This window comes from Nonomuraea sp. NEAU-A123 (assembly GCF_018603905.1).
Taxonomy (GTDB): Bacteria; Actinomycetota; Actinomycetes; order Streptosporangiales; family Streptosporangiaceae; genus Nonomuraea.
In genome coordinates this window covers 515,345-539,515 of record NZ_JAHFZZ010000004.1, presented here as the reverse complement: position 1 = coordinate 539,515, position 24,171 = coordinate 515,345, and the positions used below count along the sequence as shown (strand labels likewise).

The window sequence follows — 24,171 nt, the reverse complement described above, 5'->3', positions numbered from 1 at the left end:
GAAATGCTGCAGCGAAAGTTCTGCAATGTTGGGGCGAAGAGTTGTAGGCTCGCAGCGTGGCGAACAGACCGGCGATCCGGCAGCTCAGTGATCCAGGCGCGCTCAAGGCGCTCGGCCATCCGCTGCGACAGCGGATCCTGCGGCATCTCGGCATCCACGGCCCGGCTACGTCCACCACGCTCAGCCGGGCGCTCGGCGAGAACACCGGGACGCTCAGCTATCACCTGCGCCAGCTTGAGCAGAACGGGTTCATCGAAGACATCCCCGAGCGCTCGAACGGACGGGAGCGCTGGTGGCGGCAGATCAGCCGCGACCTGCGGTGGCCCTCGGCGGATGAGCTGGACGAGGAGTCGCAGCAGCTCCTCGACGAGATCACCGAGTTCAAGGTCGAGGAGGAGCTGGAACTCGCCCGGCGCTTCTTCAGAGACCATCGGCGGTACGGGGAGTGGGCGAAGGCGTCCCGCGGGCTCACCCACCTGACGCGGGAAGAAATCGACGAGTTCTTCGAGGCGTACATGGAGCTGCTGTCCAGATTCAGCCGGGCGCCGGACAACGCCTCGCCCGGCGCGCGGCCGGTGTTCCTGAGATTTTTCACGATGCCCGCTGCCGAGGACCCGCCGTCCTGACTCTGGAGATCCACCGAATAAGGTTCTAGATTCGGTGGCATGGGGATCGGGCTGACCGAGGAGCACCGGGCGCTGGCCGCCTCCGTACGCGGGCAGGCCGGGCGGGACACGAGCCAACGAGCGCTGGCCGAGCAGGGCGTGCTCAGGCTGCACCTGCCCGAGGAGTACGGCGGGCAGGGTTATGGGCTGCTGGAGCTGGCCGTGGCGCTGGAGGTGCTCGGCGAGCGGCGCGTGCCCGGCGCCTACCTGCCGACCGTGCTCGCCTCCGCGGTGCTCGCGCGGTCCTCGGGGCCGACGGATCTGCTGACCGGTCTCGCCGACGGGTCGCTCACCGCGACGGTCGCCCTGCACGGTACGGCCGGCGGCGACACGCTGCTCGCGCTAGGGTCCGCCGAGGCCGATGTCTTCCTGCTGCCCGTCGGGGACGGGGAGTGGTCGCTGTTCGATCGGGAGGATGTCACCGCCGAGCCGTTCGAGGGCGTGGATCTCGACCGGGCCGTGTGCTCGATCGTGGGGTTCGCCGGGGCGCGGAAGCGGCCGCTCGGTGTCGTACCGGTGCGTGAGGTGGCCGCCGTGCTGCTGGGCGCGGACGCGTGCGGGGTGGGGGCGTGGGCCGTGGCTACGGCCGCCGAGTACGCCAAGGTGCGGGAGCAGTTCGGGCGGCCGATCGGGCAGTTCCAGGGGGTCAAGCATCGGGTGGCGGCGGCGCTGGTGGCGCTGGAGCAGGCACGTGCCTCCGTATGGGACGCGGCCAGGGCCCTGGACGACACGGGTCGTACGGGATCGTGGATCATCGGTGATGAGGCGCGGCTGGCGGTCGGGGTGGCGGCGGTGCTGGGGCCCGATGCGGCCGTACGGTGCGCGGCCGACGCGATCCAGGTTCTCGGCGGCATCGGTTACACCTACGAGCACGACGCCCATCGCTACTACCGCAGGGCCCTGTCCGACAGGATGCTGGCCAACGACCCGGGTGGGTGGGCCGAGAAGGTGGCCGGGCTGGCCATGGCGGGGGTACGGCGGCGGATGGAGCCCGATCTTCCGGAAGAGGCGGCGAACGTACGGGACGCGATCCGGGCCGAGGCAGCGTCCCTGCGGGCGATGGAGCGGGGAACCAGGCTGGCGAGGTTCGCGCGGGAAGGGTGGATCATGCCCTTCCTCCCGAAGCCGTGGGGGCGGGCGGCGTCACCGCTGGAGCAGGTGATCATCCATCAGGAGTTCCGCGACCTCAACCGCCCGAACCTCGGCATCGCGGCCTGGGCCGTGCCGTCCATCGTCAAGTACGGCACCCCCGAGCAGGCGGAACGCTTCCTGCCCAGGACGTTCACCGGCGAGATCGTGTGGTGCCAGCTCTTCAGCGAGCCGGGCGCAGGCTCCGACCTGGCGGGCCTCTCGACGAAGGCGACGCGGGTGGAGGGCGGCTGGTCCTTGACGGGCCAGAAAATCTGGACCTCTCTCGCTCAGTACGCACATTTCGGGATATGTCTGGCGCGGACATCTCCCGAAAAATCCAAGCACGAGGGCATCACTTACTTCCTGGTGGAGATGTCCACGCCGGGCATTACCGCCAGGCCGCTCAAGGAGATCAACGGCGAGGAGATCTTCAACGAGGTGTTCCTGGATGACGTGTTCGTACCCGATGACCAGGTGGTCGGCGAGGTCGACGGCGGCTGGCGGGTGGCCCGCGACACGCTGTCGCACGAACGGGTCGCGCTCGGCGACTCCTGGGGCCCCGGCTCCCAGCACACCGACATGATCGAACTCATCGGCAAGCTGCCCGGCCTCCGGCAGTCCCAGCGGGAACAGGCGGGCCGCCTCTGGGCGGAGGGCCAGGCCATCTCGGCGCTCGGCCTGCGCGTGACGCTCTCCCAGCTCTCGGGCGCCGACCCGGGCACGGCTCCCAGCGTGCGCAAACTCCTCGGCATGCGCCACGCCCAGGCCATCTCCGAGTACTGCTGGTCGCTCGACCCCTCGAACGCCCGCTGGTCACGGACGATCCTGACCACCAGGGCGTTCACCATCGGCGGCGGCACCGCCGAGGTCCAGCTGAACATCATCGCCGAACGCGCCCTCGGCCTCCCCCGCGATCCCTAGCTTTTCGGATAGTACGGCGCCGCCAGGTGGGCGAACACGATGGTGTTGTCGCGATAGCTGTGCGCCTGGCGGTCAAAGGTCCCCCCGCAGGTCACCAGCCGGAGCCCCGGATAGTTGATCTTCCCGTACACCTTCTTGGCGGGGAAGCTCCGCTTCGGCGTGTGCTCGACCCGGTCCACCACGAACACGGCCACGGACCGGTCGGCCCGCAGCACCTGCACCTGTTCGCCGCGTTTGACGTTCTTGAGGCTCGCGAACACGGCCGGGCCGTTCTTCGTGTCGAGGTGACCGGTGATCACGGCGGCGCCGCGCCCACCGGGGACGGCGCCGTAGCGGTACCAGCCGGCCAGGTTCGGCGGGTCGAAGGGCGGGTTCTGGATCGCCCCGGCGGCGTCGAGCCCGAGCTCCATCAGCGGCGCCGACACGCCGATCGAGGGGATGTAGACGGCCGTGGGCCGCGCGGCCTTCATCGGCTTGGCGACCTTGTCGAGCGGCACGTCCAGCGACGGCAGGCCGGTGGCCTTGACCGCCTGGGGCCCGGCGGCCGCCGCAGTATCGGGCTCTGGCTCGCCGTCCTCGAGCATGCCGTTGATCCCGAACCCGATCAGCAACACCCCGGCCAGCGACACCACACCCGCCCCGGCCCAGATCAGCTTCGCCCCGGCCGCCCGTGTCACCGGCCCGTCACCCACGCCATCGTCTACACCGCCCGCTTCGCGCCTTCGTCACCGCCGGCCGACCTGCTTCGTCACCACCGACCGGTCTGCGCCCGTGTCACCGCAGGCCCGCCTGCGCCATCCTCGCCGCGTCATCCTCGCCCTTGCCGCGCCGCACGGCGAACCCGGTCAACCCGGCCCCGGCCAGCAACGCGACGCCACCCGCGGCGAACGGCCACACCGGCGGCTCGGGCACCAGCCCGCCCGCTCCCGTCTCGGGATGGCCCTGCGGCATCCGGTGCTCCTCTTCGTCGACCGGCTTCCACGGCCGGTCGGGCTCCTTCGAGGGCTCCGGCTCACCGGGCGGCGGCGACCACGAGTCGTCCGGCGCGGGCGCGCTCGACCAACTGTCGAGCGGGTTGGGGATGGGCAGGTCAGGCACCCCGAGCGACGGCTGAACCTCGCACGGCAGGATGGGCAGCAGGCAGGTGGCCGCCGTGTTCGGCTCGTCCCGAGTGGCGGCTGAGGCGGTCCCGATGCCCGCCGCCATGCTCACGCCACCGGCCACGAAGGCCGCCAAGGCTCCGGCGGCTGCGAGACTTCGCGCTCTTGTCATAACACGGCTCCCGAATCGGTTGTCACGCCCCGAGATAGAAAGAGAGCCTCGCGAACTATTAGACCAAGAGTCAAGTAATGTGATCGAAGTGAAATCAGTCACTTACTCAGCGTTTTGTCCAGGCCGACTAACCGCGGAAGTGACCTACAACCAGTGACCGCAACACCTGCGGTGGGCGACCTTGGCCACCCACCGCTTCCGACACAGCAGCCTCATCGAGATCGTCGACCAGGTCTTCCTGCCGATGGTGCGGCACTGAAACCCGCCGCTCAGTCTTGGTCGCTGTCCCTGGCCTTGCTGGGCTGCACGCGCTTGGGCTCCCCCGGCATCTTCGGGTAGTTGGGGGGATAGGGCATGTCGCCGCGTTCGTCGCCGTCGAACCATTCGAGCAGGGTGTCGAGCGAGTACGCCTGGTCGTCGATGGCGGCGTGGACGTCGCCCAGCTTGGCGAAGCGGGCCGGGACGGTGCGAATGTCGAAGTCGCGCGGGTCGGCGTCGGCCAGCTCGTCCCAGGTGAGCGGAGTGGAGACGGTGGCGTCCGGCCTGGCCCGGACGGAGTAGGCGCTGGCTATGGTGCGGTCGCGGGCGTTCTGGTTGAAGTCGATGAAGACCCGTTCGCCGCGTTCCTCCTTCCACCAGGCGGTCGTGACCAGGCCGGGGTCCCGCGCCTCGACGGCTCTGGCCAGGGCGATGCCCGCGTACCGGACCTGGACGAAGTCCCAGCGCGGCTCGATCCGCACGGCGATGTGCACGCCGCGGTTCCCCGAGGTCTTCACGAACCCGGTCATCCCCAGGTCGTCCAGCACCTCGCGGGTCAGGAACGCGGCCTTGCGCGCGGCGTCGAACTCCAGGCCGGGCTGCGGGTCGAGGTCGATGCGGAGCTCGTCGGGGTGCTCGGTGTCGGCGGCGCGCACCTGCCAGGGGTGGAAGTCGATGGTGCCGAGGTTCGCGCAGTAGGCGATGGCGGCCACCTCGGTGACGCGCAGCGAGTCGGCCGTGCGCCCGCTGGGGAACGTGACGGTCACGGTCTGGAGCCAGTCGGGATGCTTGGGCGGCATCCGCTTCTGGTAGATCGCCGGACTGTGCACCCCGTCGGGGTGGCGTTTCAGGTTGGTCGGCCGGTCCTTCAGCGCGCGCAGGGCGCCGTCGCCGACGCTCACGTAGTACTCGACGAGCTCGCGCTTGGTCGCCCCGATCTCCGGGAAGTACACCTTGTCGGGATTTGTGACCTTAACGGTCCGCTCCCCCACCTCAATCTCAACAAACGGCGACGCCATGTGCCCAACTTACCCGCCTTTCTTTTTTCGATCTTGTACGGCAGGCCGGGTGAGCCCCACACGCCTTACGGGGCTGGGGTCTGTCCAGGGAAACGCTCCTCCGGTGGGGGTGGCCGAGCGCCGTGACGTGACGGCACAACCATCCGCGTGGAATGGCTGAGACGAGCGATCACTCGCACCAAGCAACCCGCGTTGACTAATCTGAGATTAGTCAACTACGGTTTCTTGCATGCCCGGTGCTGAGATCCCCGTATCCGAAGAGCCCGCCGATCCGTCGGCGGCCGTGGCTCGAACGCCGGGCCGCGAAGGCGTCATGCGCTTCGGCCGGGTCCAGCCGCGCGAAAAAGCCCTTCACCACCCCAACCACATGAAAGGCGAGACGATGGCGACGAGCGAAGTCGTGCTCGATGTCGACGGCCTGCGTATGCGCTACGGAACGACCGACGTCCTGCGTGAGGTGAACTTCCGGGCGCATCACGGCGAGGTGCTGTGCCTGCTCGGGCCGAACGGGGCCGGAAAGACCACCTCGATCGAGATCATGGAAGGCTTCCGGCTGCGGTCGGCAGGCCGGGTCGAGGTGCTCGGCACCGATCCGGCACACGCCGACGAGCATTGGCGGGCACGGGTGGGGATCGTCCTGCAGTCCTGGCGTGACCATGGCAAATGGCGGGTCCGCGAGTTGCTGGAGCATCTCGGCCTGTACTACACCGCCTACTCCACCCAGTCGATCAAACGGCCGTGGAACGCGGATCAGCTCGTCGCGGCGGTCGGCCTGACCGAGCAGGCGGACAAGAAGGTCAGGATGCTCTCCGGCGGGCAGCGGCGCCGACTGGATGTGGCGATCGGCCTCGTGGGCCGCCCCGAGCTGGTGTTCCTCGACGAGCCAACCGCCGGGCTCGATCCGGTGGCCCGGCGCGGTTTCCACGAACTCGTCGAAGGCCTCGCCGCGGCGGGAGAGACCACGATCCTGCTCACCACCCACGATCTGAACGAGGCCGAGAAACTCGCCGACCGCATCCTGGTCCTCGACGGAGGGCAGATCATCGCGGACGGCACGGCGGCGGAGCTCGCCCGGCAGATCGCCGGCCAGGACGAGGTGCGCTGGACTCGTGACGGGCAGAGCTTCCGGCAGTCGACCACCGAGTCGACCCGGCTGGCCTTCGACCTGTTCAAGCAGTACGGCGAGGAGATCGAGAACCTCGAGGTCACCCGGGCCTCACTGGAGGACACCTACCTCTCCCTGGTACACCAGGCGGAATCCCGATGAATCCGACCACTGTGGCATGGCGTGCGGGCTGGTCTCGCGGCCTGATCGAGCTGCGGCAGTCGCTCACCAACGCCGGTGATCTGGTCAACCACTTCTTCTGGCCCTCGCTGATGCTGATCACCACGTTCTTCCTGCGCGATGTGTCCTTCGGGCAGAGCGGATTCTCCCTCGGCACCCTGGTCATGCCGAGCATCCTCGGCATGAACGCCGCGATGTCCATGATGACCATGAGCCAGCAGCTCACCGCCGACCGTGAAGACGGAACCCTCCTGCGGGCGAAGGCAACACCGAACGGAATGGTGGGTTACCTGCTCGGCAAGATCGTCTCGGTGTCCGGCGGCCTGCTGGTCCACCTTGCGATCTTCCTGATTCCCGGCATGTTCCTCGTTTCCGGCCTCGCGATCGGCGACCCGGGTTCCTGGCTGACCCTGAGCTGGGTGCTGGCGCTGGGGCTGGTGGCGACCCTGCCGATCGGGGCGGTCCTGGGCTCGGCGTTCGTCAGCGCGCGCAGCCAAGGATTGCTCACGCTCCCGATCCTCGGCATGATCGCGATCTCCGGAATCTTCTACCCGCTCACGGTGCTGCCGGAATGGGTGCAGTGGATCGCCCAGGCCTTCCCGATCTACTGGCTCGGCCTCGGCATGCGCTCGGCCCTGCTGCCCGACAGCGCGGTCACCGTCGAGATCGGCGAATCCTGGCGACACCTGGAGACCATCGGGGTGCTCGGCGCCTGGGCCGTACTCGGCCTGCTCCTCGCGCCGATCGTCCTACGCCGGATGGCCCGCCGGGAATCGGGCTCCAGCGTGGCAGAACGCCGAGAGAAGGCCCTGCAACGAATCGGGTAAGGCAAAACGACCGCCCCCGCCCACGTATCGACCACGGACTCGGCCAACCATGCGCACGTAACGGCGCCCAGCCCGCTCCACCAGAGGAGCGTGCCCCTGGACAGACCCCAGCCCCGTAAGGCGGGTGGGGCCCACCGTGCCTGCCGTAAAGAAAAATAGAGAATTTGATTTTTATATGGATGAGGCGGTCCGCCCGGAGCCGCCGCGGTGGCGGGACCGGGGGCTCGACGGGACGGACCTAAAGATCACTCAACACCGTTCCGGGCGCTGGCGCGCCACCCGGCCGGTTTTCGGATCGTCGGCGGCGCCAGCACGGGCGTGGGCTGTGCCGCCCAGACGATCCGGCGAGTGATCTCACCTCTGGGCAGGAGGTGACGACACCCCCTTGTCGTCAAAGACGCGAATTAGTCCCAGAAGGGATGCTTCACCCAACGGAGATCTCTTTTTGCCGGATCTCGTACGCTGGAAGCATGGAAAAGGTGGTCAAGAGCGATGCCGAGTGGCGGATCCAGCTCTCTCCCGATGAGTTCCACGTGCTCAGGGAGGCGGGCACGGAGCGCCCGTTCACCGGCGAGTACGTCGACACGATGACCGAGGGCGTCTACTCCTGCCGGGCGTGCGGGGCTGAGCTGTTCAGGTCGGACACGAAGTTCGAGTCGCACTGCGGGTGGCCGAGTTTCTTCCAGCCGTCGGAGTCGGACGCGGTCCGGCTGATCGAGGACTCCAGCCTCGGCATGGTGCGGACCGAGGTGCGGTGCGCGCGCTGCGACTCTCACCTGGGGCACGTCTTCCACGGCGAGGGGTACGCCACACCGACGGACGACCGTTACTGCATCAACTCCGTGTCCCTGCGGCTCGAACCCAGTGCGTGAACAACCGGCGACACCGCGTATCGATCGTACGGGGCGGGTAAGAAAAAGGCCGTGAATCTTGTTCATCTTCGCCACCGCTGGCTGACGATCGAGGCCATCGGCCGCATCGTCACCCAGCGGTGCGAAGTGTGCTTCAAGACCCGCACGCGAGTGCGCTGACCGGGCGCTCCCGCCGAGCGCCCGGTCGAGGCTGCCTGCGGCCAGGAAAGCACCCAGGAGAGGTGTCTCCGTTCAGGAAGCACGCTGAGAAGAGACGTCTTCGGTCAGGAAAGCACGCTGATCGTCACGTCCACAGCGCGGCAATGCGGTCGACGAGCGCGGTGCCCTGGGCGTATCCGGCCTCGGCGCTGACGCCGCGCACCTCGGGGTTGAGCGGGTCGGCGCCGGCCGCCGCCACTGACGCCTCGTCGGGCTCGATCACCTCGATCTTGCCGCCCACCGCCTCGAAGCCAGGCAGGAGCTCGGGCATCGGCGCGAGGATGAGGATCCGGTCGTAGCCGGAGGCGAGGTCGGCGTTGGTCGTCGAACGCACACCGCCGTCCACGTAGCGCACGCCGTCGATCGTCACCGGTGGCCAGACGCCCGGGACCGCGCAACTCGCCGCCACCGCGTCGACCAGCGCCACGCCCGAGCCGGGCCGGAACAGGGCGGGCTCGCCCGTGACCGCCTCCACGGCCACGATGACGAGGTCGCGGTCCGGCCAGTCGTGAACGGGCAGGCGCGCCTCGATCACCTTGCGGCGTTCGGCTTCGCTGACGGTGTCCGTGGCCAGAGCCATCGCACCGACCCTGCGCCGCTGCTCGGCCGGGTCCCCCGTGCTCTCGTAGATCTTCTGGAGGGTCGCCCACAACTGGTCCATGGGCACGCCACTCGGGAGCTCGGGGGCCTGGAGGGCGGGGTTGGTCTGGCGTTCGAGGAGTTCGGGGAGCGACAGGCCGCTGGTGACCTGCGCGGCGACGGCGGATCCCGCCGAGGTGCCGACGATCTTGTCGGCGGAGCCGGCCACGTCCACTCCGCCGGCGGCCAGGGCGGCCAGCAGGCCGGTGGTCCACGCGATCCCGGCGACCCCGCCGCCGCCCATCACCAGTGCCCGCTTGATCTCGCTCACGAAAGGCCCCCTCGCCCGCTCCGAAAAATGTCGATCACACAACCTCAAACCAGCAGGAAGCCCATCATCTTCCCTGCTGCGGACGGGTAGTTAGTCGGGTTCGGGGTGGGTGACGCGGCAGCTCTTGTCGGCGGGGCCGAGGATGTTGGCCAGGACCGGGTTGCCGTTCTCCCCGAACTTGGCCTGGACGAAGACGATCGGGTTCGGCTCCCCGCTCTCCCTCAGGTACTGCAGGCCGCGTTCGCACAGCGTGATGGCCTGGCTGGAGTTGCCGGCCGACTCCGGGAGGTCGGTGTATATGCGGAGATATCCGCCCACGCTGCGGATGTCCTTGAGGCGTCTGGCCGCCTTGTCGTCCGGGGGCCAGTGGGTGCGGAAGTACTCGGCCGCCTCCTGGTCGGTGTGCGTCGAGGGCCCGTCGGCCTTGTAGTCGGACGGGTCGTCTCCCGTCGACGGGTCGACGGCGCCGGCGTCCAGGGGCGCTTCAGCCTGAGGATCGCCTCCTGTGACCGAACCCGGCGTGGCGCCGGCCGGGGTGCCGTTCTTCGAGCCGCCCGAGGGCGGGGCGCCTCCGGAGCGGGAGGTGCTCGCCGGGGTCGGGACGACGCTCATCGGGATGCGGGTCGTGCCGCCCCGCGCGCGGTCCGGCTCTCCCGAACCACCGTCCCCGGCCGAGCCGCTGTCGGTGCCGGGACTCGTACCTCCGGACGGGCGCGCGTCTTCGAAGACACTCCGGCTCGCGTCCGATCGGGGCGCCGGCGTGCCGTCCGTGCCGAGCAGCCACAAGGTCGCACCCGCCAGCACCGCCGCCCCCGCGGACAGCCCCACGGCCCACGAACGCCGGGCCTTGGTACGGCGCCGCCGCCCAGCCCGCCGGGACCTCGGCGGCGGCGCGTACGTGGAGACCGCCGCACGCCGTTCGGGGGGTTCGAAGAGCGTGCGGGGGCCCGGCGGAGGCGTGCTGGACCGGACCGCCGCGTGTCGCCCAGAGCCGTGCTGCCCTTCCGACCGCCGCACTCCGCCCGCCCCCTTGGAACGTGACACCCTCGCTCAGGCAAGGGATTCCCACGATTGTGACAAGAGGCGGTAGATCAATTCAGTTGGATCCCCAACTTGGGGCGCCAGTGACGAATGTGACTACGGCAGCGCCGCGATGAGCTCCTGGGCGGGCTTGCGCACGCCTGTGTAGAAGGGCACCTCGATGCGCGTGTGCTCGCGCGCCTTTGCCCCCCGCAGATGACGCATCAGGTCGACGATCCGGTGCAGCTCGTCGGCCTCGAACGCCAGCATCCACTCGTAGTCGTTCAGCGCGAAGCACGACACGGTGTTGGCCCGGACGTCCGGATAGTCACGCGCCATGTGACCGTGCTCGGCCAGCATCGCCCGCCGCTCGGCGTCGTCGAGCAGGTACCACTCCAGCGAGCGGACGAACGGGTAGACGCTCACGTAGGCACGCGGCTCCTCCTCGGCCAGGAAGGCCGGGATGTGTGACTTGTTGAACTCGGCCGGCCGGTGCAGCGCCATCGCCGACCAGACCGGCGCGCTGTGGCGGCCTAGCGCGGTGCGGCGGAAGCGGGAGTAGACGTCCTGCAGGTCCTCGGCCGTCGGCGCGTGCCACCAGAACATGTAGTCGGCGTCGGCCCGGAACCCCGCCACGTCGTAGAGACCACGGGTGACGACGTCCTTCAGCGCCGCCTCCTCCAGCAGGTCGACGACCTCGCCGGTCATGCTCTCGCGGTTGTCAGGACATGGGTCGGTCGCCTTGAAGACGGACCACATCGTGTAGCGGATCACCTGGTTCAGATCGCGGGCCTTCGGCCGCGGTGCGCCCTCAGTCATGAGTCCATTGTCCTTCCGGCGAGAGGTGGTCCAGAATCCGGGCCGCGGCCGTACGCGCGGTGGAGACGCACGCGGGGATGCCGAGCCCGTCGTAGGCCGCCCCGCACACCGCCAGCCCGGGTTGCACGGCGACCGCCGCGCGGATCCGGGCCACCCGGTCGAGGTGGCCGACGTTGTACTGCGGCAGCGCCCCGCCCCAGCGTGACACCCGGGTGTCGACCGGCAGCCCGCGTACGCTCATCACGCCGCCCATCTCGGCCGTGGCCAGCGAGACGAGTTCGGGGTCGTCGCGCTGGAGCAGTTGTTCCTCGCCGATCCGGCCGATGGAGCAGCGCACCAGCACCAGGTCGCCCGCCAGGTGCGGCCACTTGACCGAGCTGAACGTGACCGCCTTGACCGGCCGCCCCTCGACCGGCGGGACCAGATAGCCGCTGCCCGTCGGCGGTGAGGGAAAGGCGTCGACGGCGTAGGCCAGGGTGACGATGGCCATGCTGGCGTAGTCGATCCGGTCCAGCTCGCCGGCCGCCTTGGGCACCTCGGCCCGCAGCAGCCTGGCGGCGGGGGCTCCCGGCGTGGCGACGATCACCGCGTCCGCGTCGATGATCTCGGGCCTCGGCACGGGGCCGGTCACGAGCCGCCAGCCGTGTTCGGTGCGGTGCAGCTCGCGTACGGTGACGCCGGTCCTGACGTCGGCGCCCGACGCCTTGGCGACCGCTTCCGGCAGGCTGCCGAGCCCGGTCCTGAGCGAGGTGAAGACGGGTCCCGCGTCCCGGGGCGCCTCCTCCACGATCTGCCTGGTCACCGTGAGCAGCGAACGCTCGGCGCGCGCGGCGGCGGCGATCCCCGGCATCGTGGCCTCCAGCGACAGCCGGTCGGCCCGGCCCGCGTAGACACCGCCGAGCAGCGGCTCGACCAGCCGGTCGAGCACCTCGCCGCCCATCCTGGCCCGGATGTAGGAGGCTACGGAGACGTCGGTGCGTACCAGGGTGGCGGGCAGGATCTGGTCGAGCGGCACGCGCGCCAGCCCGCCGGGCGACACGATGCCGGATTTCGCCAGCTCCATGAGGTCGGCGGGCACGCCCATGACCTGCCCCTTGGGCATCGGCCGCAGCGCGCCCCGGGTGTAGATGGCGGCGCGGGTGACGCCGGGGTCCACCAGGTCGTCGCCGAGCCCGACGGCCTTGGCCAGCTCCTTGCCCTCGGGCCGCCTGGCCAGCATGGCCTCCGCGCCGGCGTCGACGTTGACGCCCGCGACCTCGGAGACGAGCAGCTTGCCGCCGATGCGCGGGCTGCCTTCCAGCACGGTCACCTTCACGCGCTCGCCCGCGCCCTGCTTGAGGTGCCACGCGGCGGCCAGCCCGGAGATCCCGCCCCCGATAACAACCACGTGCGCTTGTTTCCCTGCCACCCCCTGACGCTACCGTCTCGCGGGCTCGACCAGCCGCTCGGGGCCACACGCACGTGACCGGACCGTGACGCCCGCGGTCAAACCCGCCCGAGTCGCGACCCGTCTTATGTTCATGGAGAGATTCCGGTTCGGCGTAGCGTTAACGGCCGCCTGCGCGGTCCTGGTCCTGTCCGGCTGCGGTGGCAGTGGGTCGCCTACCGAAGACAGGGCCATAGCCCCGGCGGCGGCGCCCGAGGCGGCGTCCGGCCAGAGCAGTGACTCGAAGGCCGCCCAGGACAGCGCGTCCACCGCGCAAAGGCAGCCGGCCGCCAAGTCCGCCGAGAACATCGCCTCGAACGTCAAGGTGACCCAGGAGGACCGCCAGGTCATCTACACGGCGAGCATGACCGTACGGGCCAAGGAGGTCACGGGGGCGGCGCTCCAGGCCAAGCAGATCGTCACCGCGGCCGGCGGCTACCTGTCGAAGGAGGAGTCGAACTCGGCCGAGGGCAGCGAGGCCAGCGCCATGCTGGAGTTCAAGATCCCGCCCGCCCGCTACGGCGAGGTGGTCAACGCGCTCGGCAAGAACCTCGGCAAGCAGCTGTCGCTCCAGCAGGGCACCCAGGACGTCACGCTGCAGGTGGCCGACGTCAACAGCCGGTTGAAGTCGGCCCAGCAGGCCCTCGACTCGCTGCGCACGCTGCTGAAGAAGGCCGACACGATCGGCCAGGTCCTTCAGGTCGAGCGGGAGATCTCCGGCCGCGAGGCCGACCTGGAGTCGCTGCAGGCCCAGCAGAAGGAGCTGGCCACCCAGGTCGGCATGGCCACGCTCTCGCTCCGGCTGGTCGGCCCCGTCGCGGTCGTGGAGGAGCCGTCGGAGGAGCCGGCCGGCTTCCTCGGCGGCCTGAAGTCGGGCTGGGCGGCGCTGGTCGGGTTCGTCCAGGTCGCGCTGACGGTCGTCGGCGTGCTGCTGCCGTGGCTGATCGTGGCCGTGCCCCTGACCGTCCTGACGGTCTTCCTCGTACGGCGCCGCCGCCCGGCCCGCCCGGCGCCGGCCCCGGCGGAGACTCAGGCTTCGTGAACCAGGTCGGTCAGCCGCTTCAGCTGGTCGGGGTCGGTTGAGGGCAGCACGCCGTGACCGAGGTTGAAGACGTGGCCCTCGGCCGCCTCGCCACGGCGCAGCACCTCGCGGGCCTTGCGCTCGACGACCTCCCACGGGGCCAGGAGGAGGGCGGGGTCGAGGTTGCCCTGCAGCGCCTTGCCCGGCCCCACGCGGCGGGCTGCCTCGTCGAGCGGCACCCGCCAGTCGACGCCCACCACGTCGGCCCCGGCCTCGCCGAGCAGGCTCAGCAGCTCGCCGGTGCCCACACCGAAGTGGATGCGCGGCACGTCGAGGTCGGCCAGCCCGTCGAAGATGCGACGCGTGTGAGGCAGCACGAACTCGCGGTAGTCGTCGGGGGCCACCGCGCCCACCCACGAGTCGAACAGCTGGACGGCCGACGCCCCGGCCCGGACCTGGATGCGCAGGTGCTCCAGGACGATGGCGCTGAGCCGGTCCATCAGCGCGTGCCACAGCGCCGGTTCGCCGTACATCATGGCCTTGGTGCGGTCGTGGTTCTTGGACGGGCCGCCCTCGATGAGGTAGGAGCCGAGCGTGAACGGCGCGCCCGCGAAGCCGATCAGCGGCGTGGCGCCCAGCTCGCCGGTCAGCGCCTCGATCGCCTCGCTCACGTAGGTCACGTCGCCGGGCTCCAGCGGGCGCAGCGTCTCGATCCCGGCGGCGTCGCGGATCGGATCGGCCACGACCGGGCCGACTCCCGGCTTGATGTCGAGGTCGACGCCGATGGCCTTGAGCGGCACGACGATGTCGCTGAAGAAGATGGCCGCGTCGACGCCGTAGCGGCGGACGGGTTGCAGGGTGATCTCGACGATGAGGTCGGGCGTCGCGCACGCGGTGAGCATCGGCACGCCCTCGCGGATCTTCAGGTATTCGGGCAGCGAACGCCCTGCCTGCCGCATGTACCAGACCGGGGTGTGCGGAACGCGCTGGCGGCGGCAGGCGCGCAGGAACGCTGAGTCGGCGAGATTCACCCTCCAAGGGTGCCATGACCTCGCGCTGGTCCGGCCACCGGTGCGAGGTGTCGGAAAAGTATGCATTGATTGGGCCAAATCATGATCAGATAGCCAGATGGATGTTTACCGGCCGGCTCGGCATCGGCGGCGCACACGGGTCGTCCACACCCCATGGGCGACCAGAAAGCCGGTCTCGTCTGGACCAAAAGTTGGCCAAGCCACCGCGCGGCATCGATTCAGCATCCACTTTCGGGACACGCCGAGCGCGTTGCGGCGAATTGTCAGCGTGCCGTGCCAACGTCGGAGCGACGACCCGAAGAAAGGCTCCGGTGCGATGACCGCGTTGTGGGGTTCCCCAGGACACCGCAGTGAGCACTGCGCTCTCTGCGCCGGCGAGCGGCTGTTCGAGCAGCCTCCGTGTCTCGACGGACACGAGCCGGGCGACTGTCCGGAGTGGGCCTGCGTCGACTGCGGCCACGCGATCATCCTCGGCGGGATCACTCTGCCGGTCCGTCAGCTAGCTATGGCATCGGTTTGATCGCGAACTATGAGCACCCCCGTGGTCCCCTTCCGCCCGTCTTCGACCTACGCTTCGGCTATGACCCTCGGTGAGCAGCCGCCGGCCCCCGCCTCCTTCAGGCGCGCGGTCGAGAGCCTGCGTCAAGCCGAGGTCCGGCCGGAGATCGAGCTCGAAGACCTGCCCGCGCCCCAGCGGCTGGCCCCCTTCTCGGCCGCGATCGGCGCCTCGGTCTACCGCGAGGACGACGAACTCGCGGTCGGCAGGCTGATCCTGCTGTTCGACCCCGACGGCCAGCGCGGCTGGGAGGGTCCGTTCCGGCTGGTCGCCTACGTCAGGGCCGACATGGAGCCGGAGATCACCTCCGACCCCCTGCTCGGCCCCGTCGCGTGGAGCTGGCTCACCGAGGCGCTCGAGGCCCATCAGGCCGACTACTCCGCCGCTGGCGGTACCGTGACTAGAGCCGTGTCCGAGGGGTTCGGCAACAAGGCCGAAGATCCGGTCACCACCGAGCTAGAGCTGAGGGCGTCCTGGTCGCCCGCGCATGAGGATCTCTCCGGCCATGTGGCCGCCTGGTGCGATCTCATGTGCCTGGCGGCCGGGATCCCACCGCTCCCTCCCGACGTGGCCGCCATGCCACGCCGACGTGAAGATCCGGAGAGTGACCGTACGAAGTGAGGGCACCAGTCAATACCGCACAAGGGTCATGAGAGCGGTGAACTCATGACAGAAGAACGAACCGTCGTCCCACTGCTGGAGCCGCGTGAGGGCATCCCGCCGGTCGTCGAGGATGCCGCGTCTTTGGCGCGCGTCGTCGAGGCCTTCGGGGCCGGCACCGGTCCCGTCGCGGTCGACGCCGAGCGGGCCTCCGGCTACCGCTACGGCAACCGCGCGTACCTGGTGCAGCTACGCCGGGTGGGCGCGGGCAGCGCGCTGATCGACCCGATCGCCTGCCCCGACCTGTCGGAGCTGGACGATGCCGTGTCGGGCGCGGAAATCGTGCTGCACGCCGCGTCGCAGGATCTGGCGTGCCTGCTGGAGGTCGGGTTCAGGCCGCGTGACATGTTCGACACCGAGCTGGCGGGCCGGTTGCTCGGCTACGAGCGGGTGGGGCTCGGCACGATGGTCGAGACCGTGCTGGGGCTGCGGCTGGAGAAGGGCCACTCGGCGGCCGACTGGTCGACCAGGCCGCTGCCCGAAGACTGGCTGCGCTACGCCGCGCTCGACGTCGAGGTGCTGGTCGAGCTCCGCGACGTGCTCTACGACGAGCTGGTGGAGAGCGGCAAGCTGGAGTGGGCGCGCGAGGAGTTCGCCGCCGTGCTCAACACCCCGCCGCCGGTCCCCCGCTCCGATCCGTGGCGTCGTACGTCGGGCATCCACAAGGTACGCAACATGCGGGCGCTGGCGATCGTGCGTGAGCTGTGGACCATGCGCGACCGCATCGCCCGCGAGAGCGACCTGGCGCCCGGCCGGGTGCTGCCCGACTCGGCGATCGTCACGGCCGCGCTGGAGGTGCCCCGCACCAAGAAGGCGCTCACCGAGATCTCGGCGTTCACCGGACGCAGCGCGCGCAGGCACATGACCGACTGGCTGGCCGCGGTGAGCAGGGCGCGCGGGCTGCCCGAATCCCAGCTTCCGCAGCCGAGCACGCCCGGCGACGGGCCGCCCCCGGCCAACCGCTGGGCCGACCGCGATCCGGCGGCGGCCAAACGACTCGCCGCCGCCCGCGCCGTCGTGGCCGCGCTCGCCGACGAGCATCGCATGCCCACGGAGAACCTCCTGCAGCCCGACGCGGTGCGCAGGCTCACCTGGGAGCCGCCGGAAGAGATCACCGACGAAGCCGTGACCGCCCGGCTGCGTGGGCTCGGCGCCCGCGAATGGCAGCTCTCCCTCACCGCCCATCCGCTCGCCAAGGCCCTGGCCCGCCTGGAAACCAAGGGCGAGCTCTAGGTACGGCCTACTTGACGCCCCCACGGGGGCGGCCTTACCGTTCGGGAAAGCGCTTTCCGTGAAAGGATCCTCATGAGCGTGCGCACCATCGGCGTCGTGATGAACGGCGTCACCGGCCGGATGGGCTACCGCCAGCACCTGGTCCGCTCCGTTTTGGCCATCAACGAGCAGGGTGGGGTCGTCCTCTCCGACGGCAGCCGGGTCAAGCTCAGGCCGGTTCTGGTGGGCAGGAGCGCGGACAAGCTTTCCAAGATCGCTGCCGATCACCATATTTCCCGCTACACCACTGACCTCGACGCGGCCCTGGCCGACAACGACAACCTCATCTACTTCGACGCCCAGGTCACGGGCGCCAGGGTGAAGGCGGTGCTCAAGGCCATCGAGGCCGGCAAGCACATCTACGCCGAGAAGCCCACGGCCGAGTCCGTCCAGGAGGCGGTCGCGCTGGCGGAGGCGGCCACGGCCAAGGGCGTCAAGAACGGCGTGGTGCAGGACAAGCTGTTCCTGCCGGGCCTGCTCAAGCTGAAGCGCCTCATCGACGGCGGCTTCTTCGGCCAGATCCTCTCGGTGCGGGGTGAGTTCGGCTACTGGGTGTTCGAGGGCGACTGGCAGGAGGCCCAGCGGCCGTCGTGGAACTACCGTGCCGAGGACGGCGGCGGCATCGTGCTCGACATGTTCCCGCACTGGCACTACGTGATGGAGAACCTGTTCGGCCGCGTCGAGTCCGTCTACGCCAAGGCCGTGACGCACGTTCCCCAGCGGGTCGACGAGCAGGGCCAGGTCTACGCGGCCACCGCCGACGACGCCGCGTACGGCATCTTCGAGCTGGCGGGCGGCGTGGTCGCCCAGATCAACTCCTCCTGGACCGTCCGCGTCAACCGTGACGAGCTGGTGGAGTTCCAGGTGGACGGCACGCACGGCAGCGCGGTCGCGGGCCTGCGCAACTGCCGCTTCCAGCACCGCGCCGCCACCCCCAAGCCGGTCTGGAACCCCGACCTGCCCGCCACGGCCCGCTTCCGCGAGGGCTGGCAGGAAGTGCCGGACAACGCCGACTTCGACAACGGGTTCAAGATCCAGTGGGAGCAGTTCATCCGCCACGTGTGCGAGGACGCGCCGTTCCCGAACGACTTCGCCTCGGGCGCGCGCGGCGTGCAACTCGCCGAGCTGGGCCTGCGCTCGTCCGCCGAGGGCCGCCGGATCGAGGTGCCGCACCTGTGAACATCAACCTGCCCGGCGGCGCGTACACCCTGCGTGAGCCCGTGACCTGGCCCGTCGTCGAGCGGCCGGCGGCCGGTCGCGTCGTGTACGCGGCCGCGCACGTGGTGGCCGACCCGCTCGGCGACAACACGCCCGGCTCCCCCGCCGCCGTCGACTGGGACGCCACGCTCCGGTTCCGCAGGCACCTCTGGTCGTACGGCCTGCGCGTCGCCGACGCCATGGACACCGCCCAGCGCAACATGGGCCTGGACTGGGCCGCCACTAAGGAGCTCATCCGGCGCAGCGCCGACGAGGCCCGCTCGTTCGGCGACCCCGCCGCGCTGGTGGCCTGCGGCGCGGGCACCGACCACGCCCCCGACGCGGCCGACCTGCGCGCGATCACCGCCGCCTACGCGGAGCAGTTGGAGACCGTGCAGACGGCGGGCGCCGGGGTGATCATCATGGCCTCGCGGCAGCTCGCGCGGGTGGCGAGCGGGCCCAAGGACTACCACCAGGTGTACGGGGAACTGCTCGAGGGGGCCGACCGGCCGGTGATCCTGCACTGGCTGGGCCCGATGTTCGACCCGCAGCTGGCCGGTTACTGGGGCTCGCCGGACGTGGGTGCGGCCACGGAGTCGTTCCTGGAGCTGATCCACGCCCACGCCTCGATGGTGGACGGGGTGAAGGTGTCGCTGCTCGACGAGGAGCACGAGGTGGGGCTGCGGGCCGCGTTGCCCGCGGGGGTCAGGCTCTATACCGGGGACGACTTCAACTACCCGTCGTTGATCAAGTCGGGGTCGCACGCGCTGCTGGGCATCTTCGACGCGATCGCTCCGGCGGCGGCCGCGGCGTTGCGGGCACTCGACGCGGCCGAACAGGGCACCGGCGCAGAGGCCACCCGAAATTTCGCACTTTACGATGAGATATTGGCCCCGACCGTGCCTCTGTCCCGGAAGATCTTCGAGTCGCCGACGTACAACTACAAGACCGGCATAGTCTTCCTGGCCTGGCTGAACGGCCACCAGGACGCGTTCGCCATGGTGAACGGCGCCCAGTCGGCCCGCTCGCTGGTCCACCTGTCGGAGGTGTTCCGCCTGGCCGACCAGGCCGGGCTGCTGGCCGACCAGGAGCTGGCCGTACGGAGGATGCAGGCGTTGCTGGAGGTGAACGGGCTTTGAGCCTCGCACTCAACCAGCGGACGACCAAGCGGTGGTCGGTGGCGGAGGCCGTCGAGGGCTGCGTACGGCATGGCCTGGAGGCCGTGGGGCTGTGGCGCGAGGAGGTGGCCGAACAGGGGCTGGCCGAGAGCGTCAAGCTGGTCCGCGACGCCGGGCTGCGCGTGTCGTCGCTGTGCCGTGGCGGCTTCCTCACGACCCCAGGCGGCACGGCTTCAGGTGGCGGCGGCGCGGGCCGGGCCCGGCAGGCGGCGCTCGATGACAACCGGCGGGCCATCGATGAGGCCGCGGAGCTGGGGGCGGCCTGCCTGGTCATGGTCGTCGGCGGCCTGCCGGGCGTGCGGCCGGGCGAACCGCTGCCGGACGCCGGGGTCTCGCGCGATCTGGCCGGGGCACGCGAGCAGGTGGCCGAGGCGCTGGAGGTGCTCGCCCCGTACGCCGGTGAGCGGGGCGTCAAGCTGGCGCTGGAGCCGCTGCATCCGATGTACTGCGCCGACAGGGCCGTCCTGTCGACGCTGGCCCAGGCGGTCGACCTGTGCCTGCCGTACCCGGAGGAGCAGGTCGGGGTGGTGGTCGACACCTTCCACGTGTGGTGGGACCCGCGGCTGTTCGAGGAGATCGCCAGGGCCGGTCGGCGGATCGCGTCGTACCAGGTGTGCGACTTCCTGCAGCCGCTTCCGTCGGACGTGCTGCTGGGGCGGGGGATGATGGGCGACGGAGTGATCGACTTCCCGCCGATCACCCGTGCCGTGGCCGAGGCCGGATACGCGGGGGACGTCGAGGTGGAGATCTTCAACGCCGACCTCTGGGCCGCCGACCCGGACGAGGTGGTCGCCACCATGAAGCGCCGTTACGCCCAGGTGGTGACCGGCACCCCGTAACGCCCCGAGCGTGGCCGGCCTGGCCACTGTGGGTCAGGCCGGGCTGGTGGCCGGTTCGTCCTTCGCCGCGTCCTCGTTCTCGACGGCCGGCTCAGGCTCGGTGATCGTCACCGTGCCCGCGGCTCCGTTCACCGTGATCTCCTGGCCGGTGACGATGCGGTGGGTGGCGTCCGGGACGCCGACCACCGCCGGGATGCCGTACTCGCGGGCCACCACCGCGCCGTGCGACATGGCGCCGCCCATCTCCATCACCAGCCCACCCGCCGTGAGGAACAGCGGCGTCCAGCCGGGGTCGGTCGACGGGCAGACCAGGATCTCGCCCGGCTCCAGGTGCGCCCCGACCGGGTCGAGCACCACCCTGGCGCGGCCGGTGACCGTGCCCGCGGAGGCGGCGCTGCCGATCAGCGCGCCCTCCGCGGCGACGGATGCCAGAGCCTCGGGCTCGGTGCCGTCCGACAGCACGATCCTGGGCACGTGCCTGCGGCGCGACTCCCGCTCGTAGGCCGCCCGCCGCTCGGTCACCAGCTCACGCAGATCGCCTCCGCCCAGCGCCGACCGCGCCTCCTCGATCCGCAGGAAGAACACGTCGTCCGCCGTCTCCAGCACGCCAGTGGTCACCAGGTGCTCGCCGACGACGAGCAGGCTCCGTCGTACCGCGGCCAGGGTCTGCACCGCGTAGTACTTCGGCATCTCCCGCACTCCCGCGAACATCCTGGTGCGCCGCAGCCCGAACCGGGCGACGGCGCCCCGGAGCGCGCCCTTGCGGCGGGCCGTCGCCACGATCCGCGCGACGGCCGCCTCGGCCTCGGCCGCTCCCCTCGCGAACATCTTGTCGGGCGCGAGGTCGCCGCCGTCCTCCATGCGCAGGTAGTTGGCCAGTACGCCGAGGATGTGCGTCGGGTCCTCGGACCAGCGCGGGAGCCCCAGATCGATCTCGGCGACCCCGCGATGCCCGTACTTATCCAGAAAGGCGGTGATTCCTCGCTGGGCCTTCGGGGGCAGCTCGGCGGCTCTGAAGCGGCGTAGGAGCTCGCTCACCGGCTCGTTCCTGAACGGTTCCGGCTCGATCCGCGTCGCCAGCGCCCAGAGTTCGAGGTCCATCTCGGTGGTCGGGTTGTTGGGGACGCTGCGGAGCACGTCCTGCATGTCGCTGATGGACAGGCCGGACAGCTTCGCGGCCAGCCCGAACAGGCCATAACCGGTGATCGCGATCGGCATGAGCGAGACGATCACCGGGAACGCGCCGCTGAGCATCCGCTCCGCGTGGTCGAGGCGCTGGACGGGCGTGGCGGAGCCGGGCACCCGCAGTCGCCGGTCCAGATCCACGCCGAGCCGCCTGGTGTAGGCGAGCGCCCTGGTGGGCCTGATCAGCGCCTGGAGCACCCGCGTCGGGGCGTGCACGCGGCGGGCGAAGCGCGCCACCGCGCGGAGGAACGGGCGGCGCGAGGTGTGGATCACCGAGAACCGGGGGTCCGCGAACAGGTCCGTCAGCATCGCCGCGGCTCTGGCCTCGCCCATCGTCAGTACGCGCGGCAGGATCGCCCGGCCCATCCGGCTGCGCAGGGCCGTGGTGAGATCCAGCCAGGTGCGCTCTCCCGCCTCGAACATGAACGCGGCCCCATCCCGCGCCCTCGCCGGACCGTAACCGAACAGCCCCGCGGCGCCCGCACTGATCAGCTGGAACGCGGACAGGCCCATCGGGGTGACCGGGCCCATGACGCCCTGGGCGACATTGACCGAGAAATAGGCCCGCAGGCCCTCCCTGGTGGTCTCGGGCAGCGGGTACAGCGTGGTGATCGGCCTCGCCTGGGTGAGCCAGAGCGTGCCGTCGGCGTCGATGGCCCACTCGGTGTCCTGCGGCGCGCCGTAGTGGTCCTCCACGCGGGTGCCGAGCGCGGCCAGGTCGCGTACCTGCTCGTCGGTCAGGCAGAGGCCGTCGTGGGCGGACTCGACGCGTTCGGTGCCGCCGCCGGGCAGGGCGCGGATCGCCAGCCGCTTGTCGCCCGCGTGCCGGTCGAGGATCTCGCCGCTGGCCGAGTCGACCACGAACCGGTCGGGGTTGACGGCGCCGGACACCACGGCCTCGCCCAGGCCGGGGTTCGCGTCGATGACGGCCTCGTGCCTGCGTCCGGTGAGCGGGTTCGCGGTGAACATCACGCCCGCCGTACGCGAGTCGACCATGACCTGGACGACCACCGCCAGCCGTACGGAGGCGTGGTCGATACCGTTGGAGTCGCGGTAGGCGACGGCGCGTTCGGTCCAGAGCGAGGCCCAGCAGCGCCGTACGGCGTCGAGCACGGCGTCGGCGCCGACGACGTTGAGGTAGGTGTCCTGCTGCCCGGCGAAACTGGCGAACGGCAGATCCTCCGCCGTAGCCGACGACCGCACCGCGACCGGCACCACGACCGGCACCGCGGCATCGGCTGCTTTTGGCGTCTGTACGGCCTGGCCCAGCGTGGTGTACGCCTCGCGGATCGACTCGGCGATGGCCTCGGGGATCGGGGCCTCCAGCAGCCGGGTCCTGGCGGCCGCCGCGAGCCCCGGGCCGCCGGTCGCGATGACGTCGTCCAGGCCCGCCGCCTGTGCCACCTCGTGGTACGCCTCGGTGGTGAGCACCCAGCCGGGCGGGACCGGGAGCCCCGCCCGGGTCAGCTCACCGAGGTTGGCCGCCTTGCCACCGACTTCGGCCAGCATGCCGCCGTCGATCTCGGAAAAGTCCAGTGCCGTCTTCATCGGGTGTACTCCCACCGTTCAGCGTCTCGTTACGAGTCTCACGCTTGGCGGCAAAGAATTCAACACTTGATGAACTGTGGCTTCGCTCACACCTCCAGAGGCACGCCGTCGAGGCCCCAGGCGGGGTCGGCCTCGATGCCGAGCAGGGCCAACGCGGTCGGGCCGACGTCCACCAACCTCGGGCCGCCGAGGTCGGCGCCGCCCAGATCCTCGCTGAGAGGGGCGGCGATGACGAAGACCGTGCGCTCCTCGACGGAGGTGCCGCCGTGACCGCCCTCGTCGACGTGGCCGTGGTCGGTGGTGACCAGCACGGTCCAGCGCTCGTCTTCGAACGTCCGCCGTCCTCGGATCGCGTCGAGGAGGCGGCCCAGGTAGGTGTCCTGGGTTCGTAGCGCCTCGGTGTATTCGGGGCAGTGCGGGCCGAGGTCGTGGGCCACCTCGTCGGTCTCACCCAGGTACACGAACGTGAGGTCGGCGCCCGTACTCGCGAGGTGACGCTCGGCGGCCTCGGCGACCTGTTTGTCGGCGATCGGCCAGTCGATCGCGTAGCCATCGAGGACGAAGCGGGTGTCGATGACCGGGCCGAACGCGCCGTGCTCCGCCAGCGCCGCCCAGGAGAAGAACGCCGCGGTGACCAGGTCAGGGCGGGCCGCCTTGGCGCGAGTCAAGAAATCAGGATATTTCGCGAACTGTTGGCGGGTGAACGCGTTGTCGACGACGCCGTGCTTGTCAGGCCACACCCCAGTCGCGATCGACGACCACCCGGGCCCGGAGTCGGTCCGAGATCTGATGGCACGGACGACACTCCGCGGGTCGAGCTGATCGCCCGCCCCGACACCGTGCACGGCGGGCTCGGCGGGCTCGGCGGAAGAGGCGGTGGCCTCGGGGACGATCTCGCCGGGGGACTCGGTGCGAGGGGCGGCGGCCTCGCCGTACGGGAGGAGGCTCGTTCCGTACGCGCCTCTGGACATCAGTCTGGTCAATTCCGGTGGCCCCACCGCGAGCAGGCGGTCGAAGCGCAGACCGTCCATGCCGACGACCAGTACCTTGTCCCTCACGGG

At 70.3% G+C, this 24,171-nt stretch carries 21 protein-coding genes; 11 read left to right on the top strand and 10 right to left on the bottom strand.

Going from position 1 to position 24,171, the window contains the following annotated elements; genetic code table 11:
- The first annotated feature begins 56 nt into the window (after positions 1–56).
- Positions 57–626, top strand: a complete 570-nt coding sequence (locus KLK06_RS14710) for a helix-turn-helix transcriptional regulator (RefSeq protein WP_214635973.1) — start codon at positions 57–59, stop codon at positions 624–626.
- A gap of 39 nt (positions 627–665) precedes the next feature.
- A complete protein-coding gene (locus KLK06_RS14705) occupies positions 666–2,717 on the top strand; it encodes an acyl-CoA dehydrogenase (RefSeq protein ID WP_214635972.1) in 2,052 nt (683 codons plus the stop codon).
- On the opposite strand, the gene KLK06_RS14700 is transcribed toward KLK06_RS14705, so the two are convergent.
- The 3 genes from KLK06_RS14700 to ligD form a co-directional block, all read right to left on the bottom strand.
- Positions 2,714–3,394, bottom strand: a complete 681-nt coding sequence (locus KLK06_RS14700) for a class F sortase (protein ID WP_214635971.1) — start codon at positions 3,392–3,394, stop codon at positions 2,714–2,716. The genes KLK06_RS14705 and KLK06_RS14700 overlap by 4 nt on opposite strands.
- Before the next feature lie 97 nt (positions 3,395–3,491).
- Positions 3,492–3,989 carry a hypothetical protein gene (locus KLK06_RS14695; protein WP_214635970.1) on the bottom strand — a complete coding sequence of 166 codons (498 nt, stop codon included), beginning with the start codon at positions 3,987–3,989 and terminating at the stop codon, positions 3,492–3,494.
- A 269-nt stretch (positions 3,990–4,258) separates the two neighbouring features.
- Positions 4,259–5,266 carry a non-homologous end-joining DNA ligase gene (ligD, locus tag KLK06_RS14690; RefSeq protein ID WP_214635969.1) on the bottom strand — a complete coding sequence of 336 codons (1,008 nt, stop codon included), beginning with the start codon at positions 5,264–5,266 and terminating at the stop codon, positions 4,259–4,261.
- A 367-nt stretch (positions 5,267–5,633) separates the two neighbouring features.
- Between ligD and KLK06_RS14685 the strand changes: the two genes are divergently transcribed.
- From KLK06_RS14685 to msrB, 3 genes are all read left to right on the top strand, one after another.
- The gene (locus KLK06_RS14685) at positions 5,634–6,533 is read left to right on the top strand and encodes an ABC transporter ATP-binding protein (RefSeq protein ID WP_214636188.1); all 900 of its coding nucleotides are present in this window, start codon (positions 5,634–5,636) and stop codon (positions 6,531–6,533) included.
- Positions 6,530–7,378: an ABC transporter permease gene (locus tag KLK06_RS14680; RefSeq protein ID WP_214635968.1), complete on the top strand. Its 849-nt coding sequence runs from the start codon at positions 6,530–6,532 to the stop codon at positions 7,376–7,378. Before KLK06_RS14685 ends, KLK06_RS14680 begins: the two co-directional genes overlap by 4 nt.
- A 470-nt stretch (positions 7,379–7,848) precedes the next feature.
- The gene (gene msrB / locus KLK06_RS14675; RefSeq protein WP_214635967.1) at positions 7,849–8,250 is read left to right on the top strand and encodes a peptide-methionine (R)-S-oxide reductase MsrB; all 402 of its coding nucleotides are present in this window, start codon (positions 7,849–7,851) and stop codon (positions 8,248–8,250) included.
- Between the two features lie 283 nt (positions 8,251–8,533).
- On the opposite strand, the gene KLK06_RS14670 is transcribed toward msrB, so the two are convergent.
- From KLK06_RS14670 to hemG, 4 genes are all read right to left on the bottom strand, one after another.
- Positions 8,534–9,358, bottom strand: coding sequence for a patatin-like phospholipase family protein (locus KLK06_RS14670; RefSeq protein WP_308168252.1), 825 nt, complete (start codon positions 9,356–9,358; stop codon positions 8,534–8,536).
- Positions 9,359–9,448: 90 nt separating this feature from the next.
- The gene (locus KLK06_RS14665; protein WP_214635966.1) at positions 9,449–10,402 is read right to left on the bottom strand and encodes a hypothetical protein; all 954 of its coding nucleotides are present in this window, start codon (positions 10,400–10,402) and stop codon (positions 9,449–9,451) included.
- A gap of 93 nt (positions 10,403–10,495) precedes the next feature.
- Positions 10,496–11,197 carry a hydrogen peroxide-dependent heme synthase gene (gene hemQ / locus KLK06_RS14660; RefSeq protein ID WP_214635965.1) on the bottom strand — a complete coding sequence of 234 codons (702 nt, stop codon included), beginning with the start codon at positions 11,195–11,197 and terminating at the stop codon, positions 10,496–10,498.
- Positions 11,190–12,605, bottom strand: coding sequence for a protoporphyrinogen oxidase (hemG, locus tag KLK06_RS14655; RefSeq protein WP_214635964.1), 1,416 nt, complete (start codon positions 12,603–12,605; stop codon positions 11,190–11,192). The genes hemQ and hemG overlap by 8 nt, the downstream gene beginning before the upstream one ends.
- A 112-nt stretch (positions 12,606–12,717) precedes the next feature.
- Here hemG and KLK06_RS14650 point away from each other — a divergent pair, with 112 nt between their 5' ends.
- Positions 12,718–13,665: a DUF4349 domain-containing protein gene (locus KLK06_RS14650; RefSeq protein WP_214635963.1), complete on the top strand. Its 948-nt coding sequence runs from the start codon at positions 12,718–12,720 to the stop codon at positions 13,663–13,665.
- Here the strand turns inward: KLK06_RS14650 and hemE are convergent.
- Positions 13,653–14,603 (bottom strand): uroporphyrinogen decarboxylase, encoded by a 951-nt coding sequence (gene hemE, locus KLK06_RS14645; RefSeq protein ID WP_250905482.1) that lies wholly within the window; start codon positions 14,601–14,603, stop codon positions 13,653–13,655. The two genes, KLK06_RS14650 and hemE, sit on opposite strands and share 13 nt — an antisense overlap.
- Before the next feature lie 652 nt (positions 14,604–15,255).
- On the opposite strand from hemE, the gene KLK06_RS14640 reads away from it, so the two are divergent.
- The 5 genes from KLK06_RS14640 (at position 15,256) to KLK06_RS14620 (ending at position 20,377) form a co-directional block, all read left to right on the top strand.
- Complete coding sequence (locus KLK06_RS14640) at positions 15,256–15,852, top strand: DUF3000 domain-containing protein (protein ID WP_214635961.1); 597 nt, start codon at positions 15,256–15,258, stop codon at positions 15,850–15,852.
- Between the two features lie 45 nt (positions 15,853–15,897).
- Positions 15,898–17,124: a ribonuclease D gene (locus KLK06_RS14635; protein WP_214635960.1), complete on the top strand. Its 1,227-nt coding sequence runs from the start codon at positions 15,898–15,900 to the stop codon at positions 17,122–17,124.
- 72 nt (positions 17,125–17,196) lie between these two features.
- A complete protein-coding gene (locus KLK06_RS14630) occupies positions 17,197–18,342 on the top strand; it encodes a Gfo/Idh/MocA family protein (RefSeq protein WP_214635959.1) in 1,146 nt (381 codons plus the stop codon).
- Entirely contained in the window at positions 18,339–19,499 is a 1,161-nt protein-coding gene (locus KLK06_RS14625; protein ID WP_214635958.1) for a dihydrodipicolinate synthase family protein, read from the top strand. The genes KLK06_RS14630 and KLK06_RS14625 overlap by 4 nt, the downstream gene beginning before the upstream one ends.
- Positions 19,496–20,377, top strand: a complete 882-nt coding sequence (locus tag KLK06_RS14620; protein WP_214635957.1) for a sugar phosphate isomerase/epimerase — start codon at positions 19,496–19,498, stop codon at positions 20,375–20,377. The genes KLK06_RS14625 and KLK06_RS14620 overlap by 4 nt, the downstream gene beginning before the upstream one ends.
- Positions 20,378–20,410: 33 nt before the next feature.
- Here KLK06_RS14620 and KLK06_RS14615 read toward each other — a convergent pair whose 3' ends face one another.
- Both KLK06_RS14615 and KLK06_RS14610 read right to left on the bottom strand, forming a co-directional pair.
- Positions 20,411–23,110 carry a PEP/pyruvate-binding domain-containing protein gene (locus KLK06_RS14615; protein ID WP_214635956.1) on the bottom strand — a complete coding sequence of 900 codons (2,700 nt, stop codon included), beginning with the start codon at positions 23,108–23,110 and terminating at the stop codon, positions 20,411–20,413.
- A gap of 86 nt (positions 23,111–23,196) precedes the next feature.
- Positions 23,197–24,168, bottom strand: a complete 972-nt coding sequence (locus tag KLK06_RS14610) for an alkaline phosphatase family protein (protein WP_214635955.1) — start codon at positions 24,166–24,168, stop codon at positions 23,197–23,199.
- Positions 24,169–24,171 lie beyond the last annotated feature (3 nt).